The 19,425-nt window shown below is 72.3% G+C and carries 15 protein-coding genes; 5 read left to right on the plus strand and 10 right to left on the minus strand.

Features of this window, described 5'->3' with window-relative positions:
• Positions 1-3 precede the first annotated feature (3 nt).
• The 5 genes from F0L17_RS03780 to F0L17_RS03800 all read right to left on the minus strand — a co-directional run bounded on the left by F0L17_RS03780 (position 4) and on the right by F0L17_RS03800 (position 5,616).
• Positions 4-1,257, minus strand: a complete 1,254-nt coding sequence (locus tag F0L17_RS03780; protein WP_155069956.1) for an acetylornithine transaminase — start codon at positions 1,255-1,257, stop codon at positions 4-6.
• Positions 1,254-2,201, minus strand: coding sequence for an acetylglutamate kinase (argB, locus tag F0L17_RS03785; RefSeq protein WP_155069957.1), 948 nt, complete (start codon positions 2,199-2,201; stop codon positions 1,254-1,256). Before argB ends, F0L17_RS03780 begins: the two co-directional genes overlap by 4 nt.
• Positions 2,198-3,349 (minus strand): bifunctional glutamate N-acetyltransferase/amino-acid acetyltransferase ArgJ, encoded by a 1,152-nt coding sequence (gene argJ / locus F0L17_RS03790; protein WP_162465751.1) that lies wholly within the window; start codon positions 3,347-3,349, stop codon positions 2,198-2,200. The genes argB and argJ overlap by 4 nt, the downstream gene beginning before the upstream one ends.
• A 52-nt stretch (positions 3,350-3,401) precedes the next feature.
• A complete protein-coding gene (argC, locus tag F0L17_RS03795) occupies positions 3,402-4,430 on the minus strand; it encodes an N-acetyl-gamma-glutamyl-phosphate reductase (RefSeq protein WP_155069958.1) in 1,029 nt (342 codons plus the stop codon).
• A gap of 610 nt (positions 4,431-5,040) precedes the next feature.
• Positions 5,041-5,616 carry a CGNR zinc finger domain-containing protein gene (locus F0L17_RS03800; RefSeq protein WP_155069959.1) on the minus strand — a complete coding sequence of 192 codons (576 nt, stop codon included), beginning with the start codon at positions 5,614-5,616 and terminating at the stop codon, positions 5,041-5,043.
• 103 nt (positions 5,617-5,719) lie between these two features.
• Here F0L17_RS03800 and F0L17_RS03805 point away from each other — a divergent pair, with 103 nt between their 5' ends.
• Together F0L17_RS03805 and F0L17_RS03810 are read left to right on the plus strand one after the other, a co-directional pair.
• On the plus strand, positions 5,720-6,892 hold the full coding sequence (locus F0L17_RS03805; protein WP_155069960.1) for an epoxide hydrolase family protein: 1,173 nt from the start codon (positions 5,720-5,722) through the stop codon (positions 6,890-6,892).
• A 337-nt stretch (positions 6,893-7,229) separates the two neighbouring features.
• A complete protein-coding gene (locus F0L17_RS03810) occupies positions 7,230-7,976 on the plus strand; it encodes a MerR family transcriptional regulator (protein ID WP_155069961.1) in 747 nt (248 codons plus the stop codon).
• A gap of 42 nt (positions 7,977-8,018) precedes the next feature.
• Here F0L17_RS03810 and F0L17_RS03815 read toward each other — a convergent pair whose 3' ends face one another.
• Positions 8,019-8,594 carry a histidine phosphatase family protein gene (locus F0L17_RS03815; protein ID WP_155069962.1) on the minus strand — a complete coding sequence of 192 codons (576 nt, stop codon included), beginning with the start codon at positions 8,592-8,594 and terminating at the stop codon, positions 8,019-8,021.
• A gap of 182 nt (positions 8,595-8,776) precedes the next feature.
• Here F0L17_RS03815 and F0L17_RS03820 point away from each other — a divergent pair, with 182 nt between their 5' ends.
• Positions 8,777-8,998, plus strand: coding sequence for a DUF1918 domain-containing protein (locus tag F0L17_RS03820; RefSeq protein ID WP_155069963.1), 222 nt, complete (start codon positions 8,777-8,779; stop codon positions 8,996-8,998).
• Between the two features lie 61 nt (positions 8,999-9,059).
• Here F0L17_RS03820 and F0L17_RS03825 read toward each other — a convergent pair whose 3' ends face one another.
• A complete protein-coding gene (locus F0L17_RS03825) occupies positions 9,060-10,310 on the minus strand; it encodes a glycoside hydrolase family 10-like protein (RefSeq protein ID WP_155069964.1) in 1,251 nt (416 codons plus the stop codon).
• 240 nt (positions 10,311-10,550) lie between these two features.
• Here F0L17_RS03825 and F0L17_RS03830 point away from each other — a divergent pair, with 240 nt between their 5' ends.
• Both F0L17_RS03830 and F0L17_RS03835 read left to right on the plus strand, forming a co-directional pair.
• Positions 10,551-13,244, plus strand: a complete 2,694-nt coding sequence (locus F0L17_RS03830) for a cellulose binding domain-containing protein (protein WP_338017939.1) — start codon at positions 10,551-10,553, stop codon at positions 13,242-13,244.
• 199 nt (positions 13,245-13,443) lie between these two features.
• Entirely contained in the window at positions 13,444-14,301 is an 858-nt protein-coding gene (locus F0L17_RS03835) for a 3-hydroxybutyryl-CoA dehydrogenase (RefSeq protein ID WP_162465752.1), read from the plus strand.
• A 126-nt stretch (positions 14,302-14,427) separates the two neighbouring features.
• Here the strand turns inward: F0L17_RS03835 and pheT are convergent, their stop codons facing one another.
• The 3 genes from pheT to F0L17_RS03850 all read right to left on the minus strand — a co-directional run bounded on the left by pheT (position 14,428) and on the right by F0L17_RS03850 (position 19,413).
• On the minus strand, positions 14,428-16,947 hold the full coding sequence (pheT, locus tag F0L17_RS03840; protein ID WP_155069965.1) for a phenylalanine--tRNA ligase subunit beta: 2,520 nt from the start codon (positions 16,945-16,947) through the stop codon (positions 14,428-14,430).
• The gene (gene pheS / locus F0L17_RS03845; protein ID WP_155069966.1) at positions 16,947-18,092 is read right to left on the minus strand and encodes a phenylalanine--tRNA ligase subunit alpha; all 1,146 of its coding nucleotides are present in this window, start codon (positions 18,090-18,092) and stop codon (positions 16,947-16,949) included. The genes pheT and pheS overlap by 1 nt, the downstream gene beginning before the upstream one ends.
• A gap of 184 nt (positions 18,093-18,276) precedes the next feature.
• The gene (locus F0L17_RS03850) at positions 18,277-19,413 is read right to left on the minus strand and encodes a sensor histidine kinase (protein WP_162465753.1); all 1,137 of its coding nucleotides are present in this window, start codon (positions 19,411-19,413) and stop codon (positions 18,277-18,279) included.
• Positions 19,414-19,425 lie beyond the last annotated feature (12 nt).

Consider the following 19,425-nt stretch of genomic DNA (forward strand, 5'->3'; position numbering starts at 1 on the left):
TCGTCAGTCTCCGGCTCGTCGGGTCCCGTCGACGGCGTCGAGGACGGCGGGGAGGGAGCGGACCAGCGCGTCCACCTCCGCCTCGCCGACGATCAGCGGCGGGGCGAGCCGGACGACGTCCGGAGCGCACGCGTTCACCAGGAAGCCCGCGTCCTGGGCCGCCTTCTGCACCTGGGGCGCGACGGGTTCGGTCAGTACGATACCCAGCAGCAGTCCGGCACCGCGGACCCGGTCGATCAGCGGGTGTCCCAACGCCCGGACGGAGTCGCGCAGCCGGCCGCCGACCCGCTTGACGTGGTCCAGGATCCCGTCGTCCTCGATGGTGTCCAGGACCGCGAGCGCCGCCGCGCACGCCACCGGATTGCCACCGAAGGTCGTGCCGTGCCGGCCGGGCGTCAGCAGCTCGGCGGCACCGTCGAAGGCGATCGTGGCGCCGATGGGCAGTCCGCCGCCCAAGCCCTTGGCGAGGGTGACCACGTCGGGCCGCACCCCCTGGGCCTGGCAGGCGAACCAGTGGCCGGTGCGGCCGATGCCCGTCTGGACCTCGTCGAGCACCAGCAGGGTGCCGGTGGCGGCGGTGATCTCGCGGGCCGCGGCCAGGTAGCCCTCGGGCGGGACGACGACACCGTTCTCGCCCTGGATCGGCTCGACGATCACCAGGGCCGTCTCCTCGGTGACGGCCGTCCGCAGCGCGTCGGCGTCACCGTAGGGGACGTGGGTGACCTCGCCGGGCAGCGGCAGGAACGGGTCCCGCTTGGCGGCCTGCCCGGTCAGTGCCAGGGCGCCCATGGTCCGGCCGTGGAAGCCGCCCTCGGTGGCCACCATGTGCGTCCGGCCCGTACAGCGTCCGATCTTGAACGCGGCCTCGACGGCCTCGGCACCGGAGTTGGAGAAGAAGACGCGCCCGGGCCGGTCGAAGAGCCGCAGCAGCCGTTCGGCCAGGGCGACCGGGGGCTCGGCGACGAAGAGGTTGGAGACGTGGCCGAGCGTGGCGATCTGGTCGGAGACGGCCCGTACGACCGCCGGGTGTCCGGTGCCGAGCGCGTTGACGGCGATGCCGCCGACGAAGTCCAGGTACTCCTTGCCGTCCGCGTCCCACAGCCGGGCGCCCTCGCCGTGGGTGACGGGGAGGCGCGGGGTGCCGTAGTTGTCCATCAGCGCGCCCTGCCAGCGGCGGGTCAGTTCGGCGTTGCCGGTGGCGCCGGTCTCGCCGCCGCTCCCGGTGCGCGCGGTGTCCGCCGTGTCGGTGCCGTTCATGCCCTCTCCCCCTCGTCCGATGCCGTCGTCCCGCCCGGTACCGCCTCGTTCGGGGCCGTCCCGTCCGGGACGACCATGGTTCCGACTCCCTCGTCGGTGAAGATCTCCAGCAGGATGGAGTGCTGGACGCGCCCGTCGATGACGCGCGCGGTCCGCACGCCGTTGCGGACCGCGTGCAGACAGCCCTCCATCTTGGGCACCATGCCGCTGGCCAGGTCCGGCAGCAGTTCCTCCAGCTCGCTCGCGGTCAGCCGGCTGATCACCTCGTCGCTGTTCGGCCAGTCCACGTACAGCCCCTCGACGTCGGTGAGGACCATCAGCGTCTCGGCGCCCAGTTCGGCGGCGAGCGCGGCGGCCGCGGTGTCCGCGTTGATGTTGTAGACGTGCCCGTCGTCAGCGCTGCGGGCGATCGAGGAGACCACCGGGATGCGGCCGTCGTCCAGCAGGGCCCGGACCGCGCCGGCGTCGACGTGGGTGATCTCGCCGACCCGGCCGATGTCCACCCGCTCGCCGTCGATCTCGGCGTAGCGTTTGGTGGCGGTCATGGTGTGGGCGTCCTCGCCGGTCATGCCGACGGCCAGCGGCCCGTGCCGGTTGAGCAGGCCGACCAGTTCGCGCTGCACCTGTCCGGCCAGCACCATCCGCACGACGTCCATGGCCTCGTCGGTGGTGACCCGCAGTCCGGCCTTGAACTCCGACACCAGGCCCAGCCTGTCCAGGTGGGCGCTGATCTGGGGGCCGCCGCCGTGGACGACGACGGGCTTGAGGCCGGCGTGTCGCAGGAAGACCACGTCCTGGGCGAAGGCCGCCTTCAGGTCCTCGTCCACCATGGCGTTGCCGCCGAACTTGACGACGACGGTCCTGCCGTGGTGGCGGGTGAGCCAGGGCAGGGCCTCGATGAGGATCTCGGCCTTGGGGAGGGCGGTGTGTTTGCGGGTGCTCATGAGGAGTAGTCGCTGTTCTCGTGGACGTAGTCGGCGGTGAGGTCGTTGGTCCAGATGACGGCGGAGGCGTCGCCCGCGGCCAGGTCGGCGGTGATGCGGACCTCCCGGTAGCGCATGTCCACCAGCTCGCGGTCCTCGCCGGCGAAGCCGTTCCGGCAGACCCACACCCCGTTGACGGCGACGTTCAGCCGGTCGGGCTCGAAGGCGGCGGAGGTGGTGCCGATGGCGGAGAGCACGCGGCCCCAGTTGGGGTCCTCGCCGTGGACGGCGCACTTGAGGAGGTTGTTGCGGGCGATGGCGCGGCCGACCTCGACGGCGTCGTCCTCGCTCGCCGCGTTCACCACCTCGACGCGGATGTCCTTGGAGGCTCCCTCGGCGTCGCCGACGAGCTGCCGGGCCAGCTCCTCGCAGGCGGTGCGGACGGCCTCGGCGAACTCCTCGCGGTCCGGGGTGGCACCGGAGGCGCCGGAGGCCAGCAGCAGGACGGTGTCGTTGGTGGACATGCAGCCGTCGGAGTCGATCCGGTCGAAGGTGGTACGGGTGGCCTCGCGCAGCACCGCGTCCAGCTCCGCGCTCTCGACGTCGGCGTCGGTGGTGAGGACGACCAGCACGGTGGCCAGCCCCGGGGCGAGCATGCCCGCCCCCTTGGCCATGCCGCCCACCGTCCACCCCGCGCCCTCGACGACGGCGGTCTTGTACACGGTGTCGGTGGTCCTGATGGCGATGGCGGCCCGGTCGCCGCCGTGCGCCGACAGCCCCGCCGCCGCCTTCTCGATGCCGGGCAGCAGCCTGTCCATGGGCAACCGGACGCCGATGAGGCCGGTGGAGCACACGGCCACCTCGGCGGCGTTGTGCCCGAGCACCTCGGCGACCTTCTCGGCGGTGGCGTGGGTGTCCTGGAAGCCGAGCGGGCCGGTGCAGGCGTTGGCTCCCCCGGAGTTGAGGACGACCGCCGACACCCGTCCGCCCCTCAGGACCTGCCGGGACCAGAGCACGGGGGCGGCCTTGACCCGGTTGGAGGTGAACACGCCGGCGGCGGCCTGCCTCGGCCCGTGGTTGACGACCAGGGCCAGGTCGGGGGCTCCGTCGCTCCTGATTCCGGCGGCGACGCCCGCCGCCGTGAACCCCTTCGCCGCGGTCACGCTCACAGCATCCCTCCGTCCGTTCCGTCCGCCGCGCTCCGTCCGCCGCCCGCGCGGTTCACGGGGCGACCCCGGTCACCGGGAGCCCGGTCCCCTCGGGAACCCCCAGGGCGATGTTCATGCTCTGCACCGCGCCTCCGGCGGTGCCCTTGGTGAGGTTGTCGAGGGCGCCCACGACGACGACGCGGTGGGCGGCCTCGTCGTAGGCGACCTGCACCAGCACGGTGTTGGAGCCGTACACGGCCGCGGTGGACGGCCACTGCCCCTCGGGCAGCAGGTGGACGAACGGCTCGGGGGCCAGCGCCTTCTCGTACGCCTCGCGGAGTCGGTCGCCGTCCACTCCCGGGCGGGCCTTGGCGGTGCAGGTGGCGAGGATGCCGCGGGACATCGGGGCGAGGGTCGGGGTGAAGGAGACGGTGACCGGTTCGTCCGCCACCGCCGAGAGGTTCTGGACCATCTCCGGGGTGTGCCGGTGAACGCCGCCGACGCCGTACGGACTCATCGAGCCCATCACCTCGCTGCCCAGCAGGTGGGGCTTGAGCGCCTTGCCCGCCCCGGACGTCCCGGTGGCCGCGACCACCACCACGTCGGGCTCCACCAGCCCCGCCGCGAAGGCCGGGAAGAGCGAGAGCGTGACGGTCGTCGGGTAACAGCCGGGGACCGCGACGCGCCGGGACCCCTTCAGCGCCTCGCGGGCCCCCGGCAGCTCGGGGAGGCCGTACGGCCAGGTGCCGGCGTGGGGCGTGCCGTAGAAGCGTTCCCAGGCGGCCGGGTCCCTCAGCCGGAAGTCCGCCCCGCAGTCGACGACCAGCACCTCGTCGCCGAGCCGCTCGGCGACGGACGCCGACCGACCGTGCGGCAGGGCGAGGAAGACCACGTCGTGGTCGCTCAGCGCCTCGGTCGTGGTCGCCTCCAGGACGCGGTCGGCCAGCGGTGACAGGTGGGGCTGGAGCGCGCCCAGGCGCTGCCCGGCGTTGGAGTTGCCCGTCAGCGCGCCGATCTCGACCTCGGGGTGCGCGGCCAGCAGGCGCAGGAGTTCGCCCCCCGCGTAGCCGCTGGCCCCCGCCACTGCCGCTCGTACCGCCATCGATTCCCTCCTCATGGACAGCATGACTATACGTACTGCTGAACTTTTATGCAATATGGCCGCGGTGGGCGGCACGGGCGTCGCGATCGGGCGCTTTGCTCGGCGGGTGAGGTGGTGGACCTGTTTCGTCCCGTGCCGTCGCAGGCCGGAAGGACGGGGAGGGTCTGGACGGTGCGGCCGGCGCGGCCGGCGCGGCCGGCGCGTCGGGGTGAACCGCCGGTGGCGCTCGGGCTGGTCGCCGCGGTGGTGGCAGGGGCCGCGGACGGCGGCACCGGCTCCCCGACGGGCCCGATCGGTCGAGGCGAGGATCCGCCTCGGGAGGACAGGCCCGGACCACGCCGTGGGCGCGTCCCGGCGTCGCGCGGGAGGATCAGGGCGAGGTGCCCTTCGGACAGGCGGCGACCTGGGCGTTCATGCCGCGCCGGCGGCCTCCGGTCGAGTGGTGGGGCCCGTCCGCGGCGATGCCCCGGCTTCCGGCCGGGGGCGAAAGAGGTTCACCGAGGACGCCGGTCGAGGACGACGGACGGCTCCCAGTGGTGCCGTTGGGGTGCGCCCAACGCGACAGACGTGCCGCGGGCGTGGGGACCACTCGGGTCCACCGAGGCAACGATCACTCCGTCGGCCCGGGAGTTCCGCGCTGCTTGGCGTTGAAGCGCGCTTTCTTCTGGCGATTGCCACAGGTGTTCATGTCGCACCACTTGCGAGTGCGGCTCTGACTGGTGTCGAAGAAGGCGGCTCGGCAGGTCGGTGACGCGCACAGGGCCAGTCGTCCGTCTCGTTCGCCCGCGATGATGCCGATCGCGTCGGCGGCGATCACGCTGAGGGCGTCTTCCACGCAGGAAGTCGAGCCGAGCCGCCATCGCCGCTCGCCCTCGGGCGTCAGGATCGCCGCGGCCCGACCCCGAGCGCTGCGGTCGTTGATGACGTGGACAGCGGACACGGGGAGAGCCTCCCGGAGCGCGGCCGCTGTCGCGGCGGCGTGGATCGACTCCCTCAGCTCCCGAGCGAGGTCGAGCTGGGCGGTGGTGCAGGAGTCCACGGCGAGGCCGTTCACCGCCAGCCAGTCGACGAGTCGGCCCGGCGTGGGAATGCGCTCCACAGCGTTGCCGTGACGCTCCGACAGAGTCCCCGTGAAGCTGGTCGCCAGCACGTTGCCGAGGCGGAACTCGGGGAACCCAGCGCGCATGGAACCACCTTAGCAGGTTGCAGTGCGACCCGGAGGGCTGCTAGAACCGCCTTAGCCGGTTCACGATGGATCGTAACCGGTTCCACGACGGCCAGGAGGTCTCATGCCCCGCCCGACCAGCGACGTGCAGGCATTCGAAACCCGCGCAACCGACGCCGACCTCGACGACCTGCGCGCGCGACTGGCCGCGGCCCGATTGCCGGAGGCCGAGACGGTCCATCGCGCCGCGCCCGGCCCCCGCCGATGGCAACAAGGCGTGCCCCTCGCCGACCTCGTCGACGTCGTGGACTACTGGCGCACCGAGTACGACTGGCGGTCGTTCGAAGAGCGCCTTGACCGTGTCGGCCAGTTCCGCACGACCATCGACGGCCTGGGAATCCACTTCCTGCACCGCCGGTCCGCGCGCGCGGACGCCATTCCTCTGATCTTGACGCACGGCTGGCCGGACAGCGTTGTTCGGTTCGTCGATGTGGTGGACGAGCTGGCGGATCCCAAAGACGCGGACGTGCCGGCGTTCCACGTCGTGGTCCCGTCGCTGCCGGGCTTCGGTCACAGCGACAAGCCGGCCACCACCGGGTGGGGAACCGAAAGGATCGCGGCCGCATGGGTGGAACTGATGGGGAGGCTCGGCTACAGCAGGTTCGCGGCCCACGGCGGCGACTGGGGAGGCAATATCACCACGGTTCTCGGCGGCAGGTTCCCGGCGCACGTTCTCGGCATCCACACGACGTTCGCGGAGGCGCCGCCCGGGTTGACGACAGAGGGGCTGACGGCGGTCGAGCGCGCGTGGACCGAGGAGACCCGCGATTTCTGGCGCCACCGCGCGGCGTACGCGAAGCAGCAGGCGACCCGACCGCAGACCATCGGCTACTCGCTCGTCGACTCACCGGTCGGGCTCCTCGCCTGGATCCTCGACAAGTTCGCCGAGTGGACGGACACCGAGGACAGCCCGTTCGAGACGGTTTCCAGGGACAGGGTTCTCGACAACGTCACCCTGTACTGGCTGACGCGGACCGGCGCGTCGTCGGCCCGCATCTACTACGAAAGCCACAACTCGCTGGACCCCGAACTCCGGGTCGACGTCCCGTCGGCCATCACCATGTATCCCCGCGATGTCGAGAAGTGCCCGCGCCCCTGGGCACGGGAGCGGTACCGACGAATCGTCCGGTGGAGGTCACCCGAGAGCGGGGGACACTTCCCGTCGCTGGAGGTTCCCGAGTACTTCGTCAAGGATCTGCAAGAGGGCCTCGCGGCAGTGTCGGCCACTCATCGGTGAACGCGGCTCGGCCGGCTGTCCCGAGTCGGCCACCGCGCTGGAGGCGACAGGGGCGGAGCGGGGGCGTACGTCCACCGGGCGCCCGGCCGGCCCGTCGCCCCGCCCCCGCGAGCCGAGGTGACGGCCCGGCGGTCGAGGACCGGAAGGGTCGGGCCGTGCCCGCGGCCGACAGGTGCGCTCGGTCGGCCGGCTGAAACGCTCGGTCGCGACGGGGGTGCGACAGCGGGTCCGCGCGCGGGTGCCCGCCGGCCGGAACCCACCGGGGAAAGGGGTTGAAGTTGACGCAGCGGAAACCCCTAGCGTCGGGACCACCGACGGATCGGAGGAGCCCCACGGCATGGAGTGGTCGATTCGGGAGATCGCCCGCTCGGCCGGGACGACCAGCCGCACCCTGCGTCACTACGACGCCATCGGGCTGCTGCGTCCCAGCCGGATCGGGCACGGCGGGACCCGCTACTACGACGAGCACGCGCTGGTGCGGCTCCAGCGGATCCTGCTCCTGCGCGAACTCGGCCTGGGACTGGCCGCCATCTCCGACGCCCTCGACGGGCAGCGGGACGCGGCCGCCGCGCTGCGCACCCACCTGAGGCTGCTCGAACGGGAGAGGGAGCGACTGGGGCGGCAGATCGAGTCGGTACGGACGACATTGGACAGGATGGAAGGAGGCGAGCCCCTGATGCCGGACGAGGTTCTCGACGGTTTCGACCACACGCTCCACAAGGACGAGGTGATCGAACGCTGGGGTCGCGACGCCTACGAGCGGGGCGACCGTTGGTGGCGCTCGTTGTCACCGGACGACAAGAAGGAGCTCCAACAGCGACAGGTCGACATCGCCACCGCCTTCGCCCGCGCCCACCGGGCCGGTCTCGCGCCGGACAGCGACGAGGTGTCGGCGATCACCCGACGGCACTACGAGTGGATCGCGATCGGCTGGCAGGGCAGGCCGACCGCGGAGCAGTTCGCCGGGCTCGGGCAGTTGTACGTCGACGACCCGCGCTTCACCGCCACCTACGACCGACACGGCGAGGGCACGGCGGCCTTCGTCCGCGACGCGATGGCCGCCTACGCCGAACGCGAGCTGTGATCCCGGTGGGGCGCGGGACGATCGCCGCGCCCCACCGGACCCTCAGTGGTCCATGCCGAGCATCCAGTCCCCCGCCCGGCCGGTCAGGGTGATCGCCGACAGTGGGTGGACGTCGACGCGCCAGTAGGTGTGCGGAGGCGCCTTCAGCGCGTAGACCGCGGCCGCGCGCAGCACCGTCGGCTCCACGACCGCGGCGATCGGGCACTCCTCGCCCTCGCCTCCAGGTCGGGTGTCCAGCCAGTCGCCGATCCGCAGGATGAACGAGAACAGCGACTCACCACCGTGCGGGGTCGCGTGGGGATCGGCGAGCCAGACGTCCACGGCCCTCGGCTCGCACGCGGCGACCTCCCTGAAGGTACGGCCGCGCCAGCGACCCATGTCGCACTCGCGGAGCGCGGGCTGCGCGATGGGCCGCAGACCGAGCGCCTCGCCGGTCTCGCGGCACCGCAGGGTCGGCGAGCAGTACCGCAGTTCCGCGCCGGCCAGGTGCCCGTACACCGGGATGGCCCGCTCGGCCTCCCGCCACCCGGCGGCGTCCAGGGGCCTGTCGTCCTCGAAGCGCACGTCCAGCAGGGAGGAGCTGCGGGCGGCGGCGAGCAGCGTGATCCGGAGGTGCATTACCGGATGGTAGAGCCGTGAACCACATTGTTGGACAGGGCGTGCACGACTGTTTCCGGTCGTGTGCGGAAGGCGGATGCGGCCCCCGGAGCCCGACCCCCGTGAGGAGGCCGGACGACGACCGCACCCCTAGACTCGTACCCATAAGGGACATGCAGGGCCGAACTCCGAAAGGAGTGACGATGCGGGCGAACAAGGGCGACCTGCTGCTGGTGCACGGCAGGACCGTGGGGCAGCACGACAGGGTCGCGGAGATCGTCGAGGTGCTCGGGGACGGCGGCGAACCACCGTACCGGGTCCGTTTCGAGGACGGGCACGAGACCGTGGTCTCGCCGGGGCCCGACTCGGTGGTGCGGCACCACGGTGAACCCCTGCTCCAGCACGGCGAACCCCGACGCCACTGAGGACCGGCGCCGGGCGCGCGGCAGGAGACGACGGAGGACGGAAGGAGGCGGTGGACACGGCTCAGCGGGGCGGTCGGACCCGGGTGCCGTAGTGGTCCCGCACCACCCGGCTCATGGCCCCGATCGGATCCGCGGCGACGTGCCGCGCCGAGAAGTAGACGTTGCCGCGCACCTCGGGGTGCTCCCGGCACAGCGTCAGGTGCCGGGAGAGTTCGGTCGGATCGTGCCAGGCCGGCCCCTGGGCCGGGTCCGCCACCTTGTACAGCGCCTCGCCGATGTACAGGTCGACTCCGGTGCCCCGCACCACGCCGGCCCACCAGGGCACCAGCCTGGCGTAGTCGGCGGCGTCGAAACCGATGTTCCAGTACACCTGGGGCACGACGTGGTCGATCCAGCGCTCGCGCACCCACGTGCGGGTGTCGGCGTACAGGTCGTCGTAGGTCTGCACCCCGGCACGGGTGTCGGAGCCGGCCGGATCGGTGTCCTTGTTGCGCCAGACGGCGAAGGGGCTGACGCCGAGGCGCACGCGCGGCTTGGTCCGCTTCAGCCGACGGGACGTCTCGCGCACCAGCAGGTCGATGTTGTGGCGCCGCCAGTCGCCCCGGTCGGCGAAGTCCCCGCCGTACCGCTCGTAGGTCGCGTCGTCGTCGAAGACCTGACCGGAGACCGGGTAGGGGTAGAAGTAGTCGTCGAAGTGCATCGCGTCGATGTCGTAGCGCTCCACCGCGTGGAACATCGCCTCCTGCACGAACCGGCGGACCTGGGGCAGGCCCGGGTCGTAGTAGAGCTTCCCGCCGTAGGGCACCACCCATTCCGGGTGGCGCCGCGCGGGATGGTCGGCCACCAGTCGGCGCGGATCGGCGTGGTTGGCCACCCGGTAGGGATTGAACCAGGCGTGCAGCTCCAACCCTCGGCGGTGCGCCTCACGCACGGCGAAGCCCAGTGGATCCCAGCCGGGATCCTTGCCCTGGGTGCCGGTGAGGTACTGCGACCACGGCTCGAAGGGCGAGGGCCACAGGGCGTCGGCCGTGGGCCGCACCTGGAGGACCACGGTGTTCAGCCGGCGTTCGACCACGGTGTCCAGGAGCGCCAGCAGTTGCTCCTGCTGCTCCCGCGCGGTCAGCCCCGCCTTCGAGGGCCAGTCGACGTTGGCGACGGTCGCCACCCACATGCCGCGCATCTCGGGACGCCGCCCGCTCCCGCGTCCCGCCCCCTCCCCTCGCGCCGGCCCCGCACCGGCACCGGTGAGCAGCGCGCCGGAGAGCACGCCGGCCGCCGCGACCCCCAGGGTCCTCCGAGAAAAACGCCCCATTCCGCCTCCTCCTGACGGTGACTTACCCGATCATGAGCGGTGTGTAACCACCGGGCAACTCCGAGCCACGGACAACAAGCGCTTGCTCCGCGCCTCGACACCCCTGGCGCAACCCCTTATGCGAACACCGTTCGACAACTAGCATCCGCACCACGCACATCTGGGAGCGCTCCCACTCACTGGTTCACCCCGTATCCCCGTACCGCCCCCGTGGCGGTCTTGCCCGGAGAGGACGTGTCCGTGCGCAGAAGACGAACGGCCGGCGCCGCCCTGGCGGCGTTGGCCCTGACAGGCGGTCTGCTCACCGCCTCCGCGACCACCGCCGCGGCCGACCCCGAGACCGCCGACGCGCGGGTCGAGGTCTCGGCCGACAGCTACACCTGGAAGAACGTCCGGATCGACGGCGGCGGCTTCGTCCCCGGCATCGTCTTCAACCGGTCCGAGAAGAACCTGGTGTACGCCCGCACCGACATCGGCGGCGCCTACCGCTGGGACCAGGCGGACCGGGAGTGGATCCCGCTGCTGGACTCGGTCGGCTGGGACAAGTGGGGCCACACGGGCGTGGCCTCTCTGGCCACCGACCCGGTCGACCCGGACCGGGTCTACGTGGCCGTCGGCAACTACACCAACGACTGGGACCCGAACAACGGCGCGATCATGCGTTCGACGGACCGCGGGGCCACCTGGAAGACCACCGAATTACCCTTCAAGCTTGGCGGGAACATGCCAGGGCGGGGCATGGGCGAGCGCCTCGCCATCGACCCCAACGACAACCGCGTCCTGTATCTGGGCGCCCCCAGCGGCCACGGCTTGTGGCGCAGCACCGACTCGGGCGCCACCTGGTCGGAGGTCGCCTCCTTCCCCAACCCCGGCACCTACGTCCCCGACCCCGACAGCGACAACAGCTACCTGACCGACGAGGTCGGCGTCGTCTGGGTCACCTTCGACGAGCGCACCGGCAACGCCGGCAGCCGGACGCAGACGATCTACGTCGGCGTCGCCGACAAGGAGGAGTCGATCTACCGCTCCACCGACGGCGGCGCCACCTGGGAGGCCGTCCCCGGCCAACCCACCGGTCACCTCCCCCACAAGGGCGTGCTGGACGCCGAGAACGGCCTGCTCTACATCGCCACGTCCGACACCGGGGGCCCCTATGACGGCTCCACGGGTCGGGTGTGGCGCCACGACACCGACAGCGGCGCGTGGACGGACATCAGCCCGATGTCCGAGGCCGACACCTACTTCGGCTACAGCGGACTGACCATCGACCGCCAGGACCCGGAGACGATCATGGTCACCGGCTACAGCTCCTGGTGGCCGGACACCCAGATCTTCCGCAGCACCGACCGCGGCGAGACCTGGACGCGGGCGTGGGAGTACGGCGCCTACCCCAACCGCGTCGACCGCTTCACCATGGACGTCTCCTCCGTTCCGTGGCTGACCTTCGGCAACAACCCCTCACCACCGGAGTCCGCGCCGAAGCTGGGCTGGATGACCGAGTCGCTGGAGATCGACCCGTTCGACTCCGACCGGATGATGTACGGCACCGGCGCCACCGTCTACGGCACCGAGGAACTGACCGCCTGGGACCGCGACGAGAACTTCACCATCACGCCCATGGTCGAGGGCCTGGAGGAGACGGCGGTCAACGACCTGATCAGCCCGCCCTCCGGGGCCCCGCTGCTCAGCGGCCTCCTCGACATCGGCGGATTCCGGCACACGGACCTCGACCGGGTCCCGGAAGTGATGTACCAGTCCCCGTACATGGGCAACGTCAGCAGCCTGGACTACGCCGGGAAGGCCCCGGACACGGTCGTCCGGGTCGGCAGCAGCGAGACCGGGCAGAACATCGCCTTCTCCACCGACAACGGGGCCAACTGGTTCGCCGGCAGCAGCCAACCGTCGGGGGTGACCGGCGGCGGCACCGTGGCCGCGGCGGCCGACGCGAGCGGCTTCGTCTGGAGCCCCGAGGGCGCCGGCGTCCACCACACCACCGGTTACGGAAGCTCCTGGACGGCCTCGCGGGGCATCCCCGCGGGCGCGCGGGTCGAAGCCGACCGCGTCGACCCCGACACGTTCTACGGATTCGCCGACGGCGCCTTCCACGTGAGCACCGACGGCGGCGCCACCTTCACCGCCACCGGCGCCGGCGGGCTGCCCACCGGCGACAGCGTCCGCTTCCAGGCGGTGCCCGGCAAGAAGGGCCACGTCTGGCTCGCCGGCGGCAGTGGCGACACCTACGGGCTGTGGCGCTCCACCGACGGTGGGAAGAGCTTCGCCCGACTCGACGGTGTCGACGAGGCCGACACCATCGGCTTCGGCAAGGCCGCTCCCGGTGCCGACCACCCCGCCCTCTACACCAGCGCGAAGATCGACGGGGTACGGGGCATCTACCGCTCCGACGACGCCGGCGGAAGCTGGGTGCGGATCAACGACGACGCCCACCAGTGGGGCTGGACCGGCGCGGCGATCACCGGTGACCCGCGGGTGTACGGCCGGGTGTACGTCGGCACCAACGGTCGGGGCGTCCTCTACGGCGACACCGCCGGGACGACCGACCCGACCGACCCCGAGGAGCCCGAGGAGCCCGAGGAGCCGGAGGAGCCGGGCACCGCGGAGTGCGCCGTCGCCTACGAGGTCACCGGCCAGTGGCAGGGCGGCTTCCAGGCGGACGTCGCCGTGCGGAACACCGGCACCGAAGCCGTCGACGGCTGGACGGTGGAGTGGTCCTTCGAGGACGGCCAGCGGGTGAGCCAGATGTGGAACGCCACGTTCACCCAACGCGGCGGCACGGTGACGGCCTCCTCGGTCGGCTGGAACGCGAAACTGGAGCCGGGCGCCTCGGCGGCCTTCGGCTTCACCGGCTCCTGGACGGGTGCCAACCGCGTCCCGGAGACCTTCGCGGTCAACGGCGCCGCCTGCGCCGTCGAGTGATCCGAACGGGCGGCGGGAGGTGCGGGACGCGGAGCCGCCGGACCGCGAAACCGTCCCTCCCGCCGCCGGTCGGTCGGGGCCGTGCGGCCCCGACCGACCTCTTCCCCACCGCGTCGGGGTAACGTCGGTCCGCGAGGCGCCGTAGCCGGAACCGTACGGGGGCGGTGCCGTCGACCAGAGAACCAGCGAAAGGCACGATGTGACCGACATCGAACGCGTCGGAGTGGTGGGTTGCGGCCAGATGGGCTCGGGCATCGCCGAGGTCTGCGCCCGGGCCGGTCTGGACGTCATGGTCGCCGAGACCACCGGCGAGGCCCTGGAGATAGGCCGTACCCGGCTGGTGACCTCCCTGGACAGGGCCATCGCACGTGGCAAGATCAGCGAGGCCGACCGGGACACCACCCTGGAGCGGCTCTCCTTCACCACCGACCTCGGTGAGTTCGCCGACCGCGATCTGGTGATCGAGGCGGTCGTGGAGAACGAGCAGATCAAGACCGAGATCTTCCAGATCCTCGATCAGGTGGTGACCCGGCAGGACGCGATCCTGGCCTCGAACACCTCTTCCATCCCGCTGGTGAAGCTGGCCGTGGCCACCGCGCGCCCGGACCGGGTGATCGGCATCCACTTCTTCAACCCGGCGCCGGTGCAGAAGCTGGTGGAGCTGATTCCCGCGCTGACCACCTCCGACGACACCATCGCCCGGGCCGAGGGCGTGGTCGCCAAGGTGCTCGGCAAGCACGCCATCCGGGCACAGGACCGCTCGGGCTTCGTGGTCAACGCGCTGCTGATCCCGTACCTGCTCTCCGCGATCCGGATGTTCGAGTCGGGCATCGCCGGCCGCGAGGACATCGACAACGGCATGGAACTGGGCTGCGCCCACCCCATGGGCCCCCTGCGGCTCGCCGACCTCATCGGCCTGGACACCGTCGCCTCGGTCGCCCACTCGATGTACGAGGAGTACAAGGAGCCGCTGTACGCCGCCCCGCCGCTGCTCCAGCGGATGGTCGACGCCGGGCGGCTGGGCCGCAAGACCGGCGCGGGCTTCTACACCTACTGAGACACCCGCCGCAGCCGCCGAACCGGCCGGCGGCCACGGCGGCGGGCGGGAACGACGGACGGTGGGGCGCCCCCGAGGGGGCGCCCCACCGTCCGTCGTGCGTCGGGTGCCGAGGCGCTCGGCGCCTCACGCGCCGCGCAGCACCGCGCCCGTGCGCTCGACCGCCGCCGCCACGGCCGCCTCGCGCGCGGCGGTGGCCTCGTCGGCGGTCAGGGTGCGGTCGGGGGCGCGGAAGCGCAGGGCGTAGGCCAGGGACTTCTTCCCCTCCCCGAGCTGCTCGCCGGTGAAGACGTCGAACAGCCGCAGCGACTCCAGCAGCTCGCCCGCGCCCTCGCGCAGCGCCGCCTCGACCTCGGCGGCCGGGACGGAGCCGTCCACCACCAGCGCCACGTCCTGGGTGGCCACCGGGAAGGCGGACACGCGCGGGGCCTGCGGGACGCCCGAGGAGGCACGCTCCAGCAGGTCGAGGTCGAGCTCCATCGCACAGGTACGGGCGGGCAGGTGCATCGCCTTGACCACGCGGGGGTGGAGCTCGCCGGCGTGTCCGAGGAGCGTGTGCTCGCCGTCGACCACGGCGTGGAGCGCCGCGCAGCGGCCCGGGTGCCAGGGAGCGTACCGGTCGGCCGTCACGGTGAGTTCGACGCCGGCCTCGCGGGCGACCGTGCGGGCCGCCTCGACCGCGTCGGCCCAGGTCGCCGGGTGGCCCTTGCCCCACCAGCCGTCCTGCTCACGCGCCCCGGCCAGGACGGCCGCGACCCGGCGCGGCTGCCTCGGCAGCGCGGCGTCGAGGGAGGCGAGTTCCTCGCCCGTCGGGCGGCGGTCGACCGGCAGCCGTACGGCGGGGGTCTCCTCGCCGGTGGGCAGGAAGACCAGGCCCGTCTCGAACAGCGCGAGCCCTCCCCGACCGTCCTGGGAGCCCCTGCCGTCGTTGCGGCGCAGGGCGGCGAGCAGGCCCGGCAGCAGCATGGTGCGCAGCGCCGGCTCCTCGTCCGAGATCGGGTTGGCCAGCCGCACGGTGCGGCGGCGGGGATCGCCCGGCTCCAGGCCGAGCCGGTCGAAGGCGGCGTCACCGACGAACGGGTAGTTCGGCGCCTCGACGTAGCCCGCCCCGGCCAGCGCGCGGCCGACCCGACGGTGCAGCCGCTGCCGCTCGGTCAGCCCGCGGCCCGAGGGCAGCCGCGGCAGGGTGGCGGGCAGGTTCTCGTAGCCCTCCAGCCGGATGACCTCCTCGGCCAGGTCGTTGGGGTCGGTCAGGTCGGGTCGCCACGAGGGCACCGTCACCGTCAGCTCGTCGGTGCCGTACACGTCGCACCCCACCTGCTGGAGACGGCGCGCGACGGTCTCGCGGCCGTAGGTGGTGCCCGCGACCCTGTCCGGATGGTCGGCGCGCATCTTGACGGTGTGCGGGCCGCTGGGCGAGACGATCTCGGTGACGCCCGCCTCGGCGGTGCCGCCCGCCAGCAGCACCAGCAGGTCGACGGTGCGCTGGGCCGCGGCGGAGGTGGCCTGCGGGTCCACGCCGCGCTCGAAACGCCTCGACGCCTCGGAGGAGAGCTTGTGCCGGCGGGAGGAGCGGGCGATGGCCACCGGGTCGAAGTGCGCGGCCTCGACCACGATCTCGGTGGTGCCCGCGGTGCCCTGGGCGTCGGCGATCTCGGTGTCGGCGCCGCCCATCACCCCGGCCAGACCGATCGGCCCGTCGTCGTCGGTGATGACCAGGTCCTCGGGGTGCAGCTCGCGCTTGGTGCCGTCGAGGGTGGTGAGCTTCTCGCCCGGCCGGGCCCGGCGCACGCCGATCGCCCCGTTGACGCGGGAGCGGTCGTAGGCGTGCAGGGGCTGGCCGAGTTCGAGCATCACGTAGTTGGTGATGTCCACGGCCAGCGAGATCGGGCGCATTCCGGCCTTCTGCAGCCGCCGCTGGAGCCAGATCGGGGAGCGCGCGTCGGGACGCACCCCGGTGACGGTGCGCGCGGTGAAGCGGTCACAGCCGAGCCGGTCCTCGACCCGCACCGGGTGGCCGAAGTCGTTGGGGACCGGGACGTCCAGCAACGCCGGGTCACGCAGCGGCAGACCGTAGGCGATCGCCGTCTCGCGGGCGATGCCGCGCATGGACAGGCAGTAGCCGCGGTCGGGGGTGACGGCGATGTCGAGGACCTCGTCCACCAGTTCCAGCAGCTCGATGGCGTCGGCGCCCACCTCGTGCTCCGGCGGGAGCACGATGATGCCCTCGTGGTCGTCGCTCATGCCCAGCTCACTGGCCGAGCAGATCATGCCCTCCGAGAGTTTGCCGTAGGTCTTGCGGGCGCCGATCCGGAAGTCCCCGGGCAGCACGCCGCCGGGGAGGATCACCACGACCTTGTCGCCGACGGCGAAGTTGGTCGCGCCGCAGACGATGTTCTGCGGTTCGCCGGTGCCGTTGGCGTCGCCGACGTCGACCTGGCAGTAGCGGATCGGCTTCTTGAAACCGGTCAGCTCCTCGATCGCCAGCACCTGTCCGACGACGAGCGGGCCTTTCAGCCCGGCGCCGAGCCGCTCGACGGTCTCGACCTCCAGCCCGGCGGCGATCAGCCTCGCCGCGACGTCGCGGCCGGTCTCACCGGCCGGCAGGTCGACGTACTCCCGCAGCCACGAAAGCGGGGCCCGCATCAGATCTCCATCCCGAACGGCCGGGTGAACCGGACGTCACCTTCGACCATGTCTCGCATGTCCTCGACGTTGTGGCGGAACATCAACATCCGCTCGATACCGAACCCGAAGGCGAAGCCGCTGTAGCGCTCCGGGTCCACCCCGCAGGCGGTCAGCACCCGCGGATTGACCATGCCGCAGCCGCCCAGCTCGATCCAGCCCTCGGAGGAACAGGTCCGGCAGGGGCGGTCGGGGTCGCCGACGGAGGCACCGCGGCAGGCGAAGCACACCATGTCCATCTCGGCGGACGGTTCGGTGAACGGGAAGTACGACGGGCGCAGCCGGGTGCCCAGACCCTCGCCGAACAGGGAGCGGACCATGTGGTCGATGGTGCCCTTGAGGTCGGCCATCGTCAGGCCCTCGTCCACGGCGAGCAGCTCGACCTGGTGGAAGACGGGGGTGTGGGTGGCGTCCAGCTCGTCGGTGCGGTAGACGCGCCCCGGGCAGACCACGTACACCGGCAGGTCGCGTTCCAGCAGGGAGCGGATCTGCACCGGCGAGGTGTGGGTGCGCAGCACCGCCCCGGGCTCGTCCCCGGCGCCCTCGGGTGTCTTGCCCTCCCGCTCTCCCCTCTGGAGGAAGAAAGTGTCCTGCATGGTGCGGGCGGGGTGGTCCGGGGCGATGTTGAGGGCGTCGAAGTTGAACCACTCGGCCTCGGCCTCGGGCCCTTCGGCGATCTCGTAGCCCATCGCGACGAAGACGTCCGCGATGCGCTCGGACAGGGTGGTCAACGGGTGTCGCGCGCCGACGGGGGTGCGGTCGTGGGGCAGGGTGACATCCACCGCCTCCTCGACCAGTACGCGCTCGTCGCGCTCGGCCTCCAGCTCCTCCTGGCGTTTCCTGAGCGCCTGGCCCACCGCCCCGCGGGCCTGGCCGACGCGTTTGCCCGCCTCGGCCCTGGCCTGCGGCGGCAGGGCGCCGATCTCGCGGTTGGCCAGCGCCAGGGGAGAGCGGTCGCCGGCGTGGGCGGCCTTCACCTCGCGCAGCGCCTCCAGATCGCCGGCCTCGGCGATCGCGGCGAGAGCCGCGTCCCGTGCCCGGTCGATCTCTTCCGGTTTCAGTGCCTCGACCTCGACAGGGTCGTACGACTTGTTGGGTGCCGACATCTCTTCCCGTGCTTCTCGGTTGGCCCGTGGTTTCGGGTGGCTGATCGCCCCGCTCCGGCGCTTCGACACCTCGCCGAGGCGGAGCCGTTCCCGGGGCCGCCGGAAGGTGCCGGATGCCGAGTCTACGGGGCGTGGAAGATCGCCACCGACTCGGTGGAGCCCGTGGGGTCCGGTGGTCTCCGGCTCAGGCCAGGAAGGCCGGGATCCCCACAGGCAGGATAAATCGGAACTCGGCGCCGCCGGCGGGCGAGCGGCCGACCGTGATCGTTCCGCCGTGGGCCTCGACGATGCCCTTGACGATGTACAGGCCCAGGCCGGTGCCGCCGCGCTTGCTGCCGCGCCAGAAGCGGGTGAAGACGCGGCTCATCGACTCCTCGGGGATGCCGGGGCCCTCGTCGCTCACCGTGACCGCCGTTCCTTCGTCGCCGCTCTTCGTCCGTGCCGGTGCCACTTCTATGGTGACGGTTCCCGCGCCGTGGCGCACGGCGTTTTCCAGCAGGTTGCCGAGCACCTGGTCGATCTTGTCGGGGTCGGCCCACAGCTTCGGCAGCGGTCCGGCGATCCGGCGGACGAAGCGGCCCTCGGGCCGGCCGGCGGCGATGTGCGCGCGTACGTGCCGGTCCACGGCGGCGACCAGGTCCACGGGCCGGCGGCGGATCTCCAGGCGCCCGGAGTCGATGCGGGAGATGTCCAGCAGTTCGGCGATGAGCCGGGTGACGCGGTCGGCGTCGGCGTCCACCGTCTCCAGCATCAGCCGCTTCTGGTCGTCGGTGAACCTCTCCCACTTGGCGAGCAGGGTCGCGGTGAAGCCCTTGACGGAGGTCAACGGGGAGCGCAGCTCGTGGGCGACGGTGGCGATCAGCTCGGCGTGGCTGCGCTCGGTGCGCCGCCGGGCCTCGGTGCCGCGCAGGGTGACCACCAGCCGCCGCACGGGGCCGGTGCGGTGGGCGCGGACGTAGCGGGCGGAGACCAGGACCTCCCGGCCTCCGGGCAGTAAGAGGTTGCGCTCGGGCTGCCCGGTCCGGATGGCCAGGCCGCCGTAGGGGTCGGTGACCTGCCACCAGCGGCGCCCCTTCAGGTCCTCCAGGGGCAGCACCTGCTCGACGGGGCGGCCCAGGGCCTCCCCGGGGGGCGTGGCGGTGATGCGGGCGGCGGCGGCGTTGAAGCAGACGACCAGGCCGCGGGCGTCGGCGACGACCAGGCCGTCGGGCAGGTCGTCGGGGCGCACCTGCGGAACGGGCGCCCCGAAGCCGCGCGAGGCCGGCGTGGTGGTGCCGGGGCCGGAAGACCCACCACCGCCCCGTTCACCCGGGCTCGTCACGTCCACTCCCGC

The sequence above is a fragment of the Streptomyces taklimakanensis genome (assembly GCF_009709575.1).
Taxonomy (GTDB): Bacteria; Actinomycetota; Actinomycetes; order Streptomycetales; family Streptomycetaceae; genus Streptomyces; species Streptomyces taklimakanensis.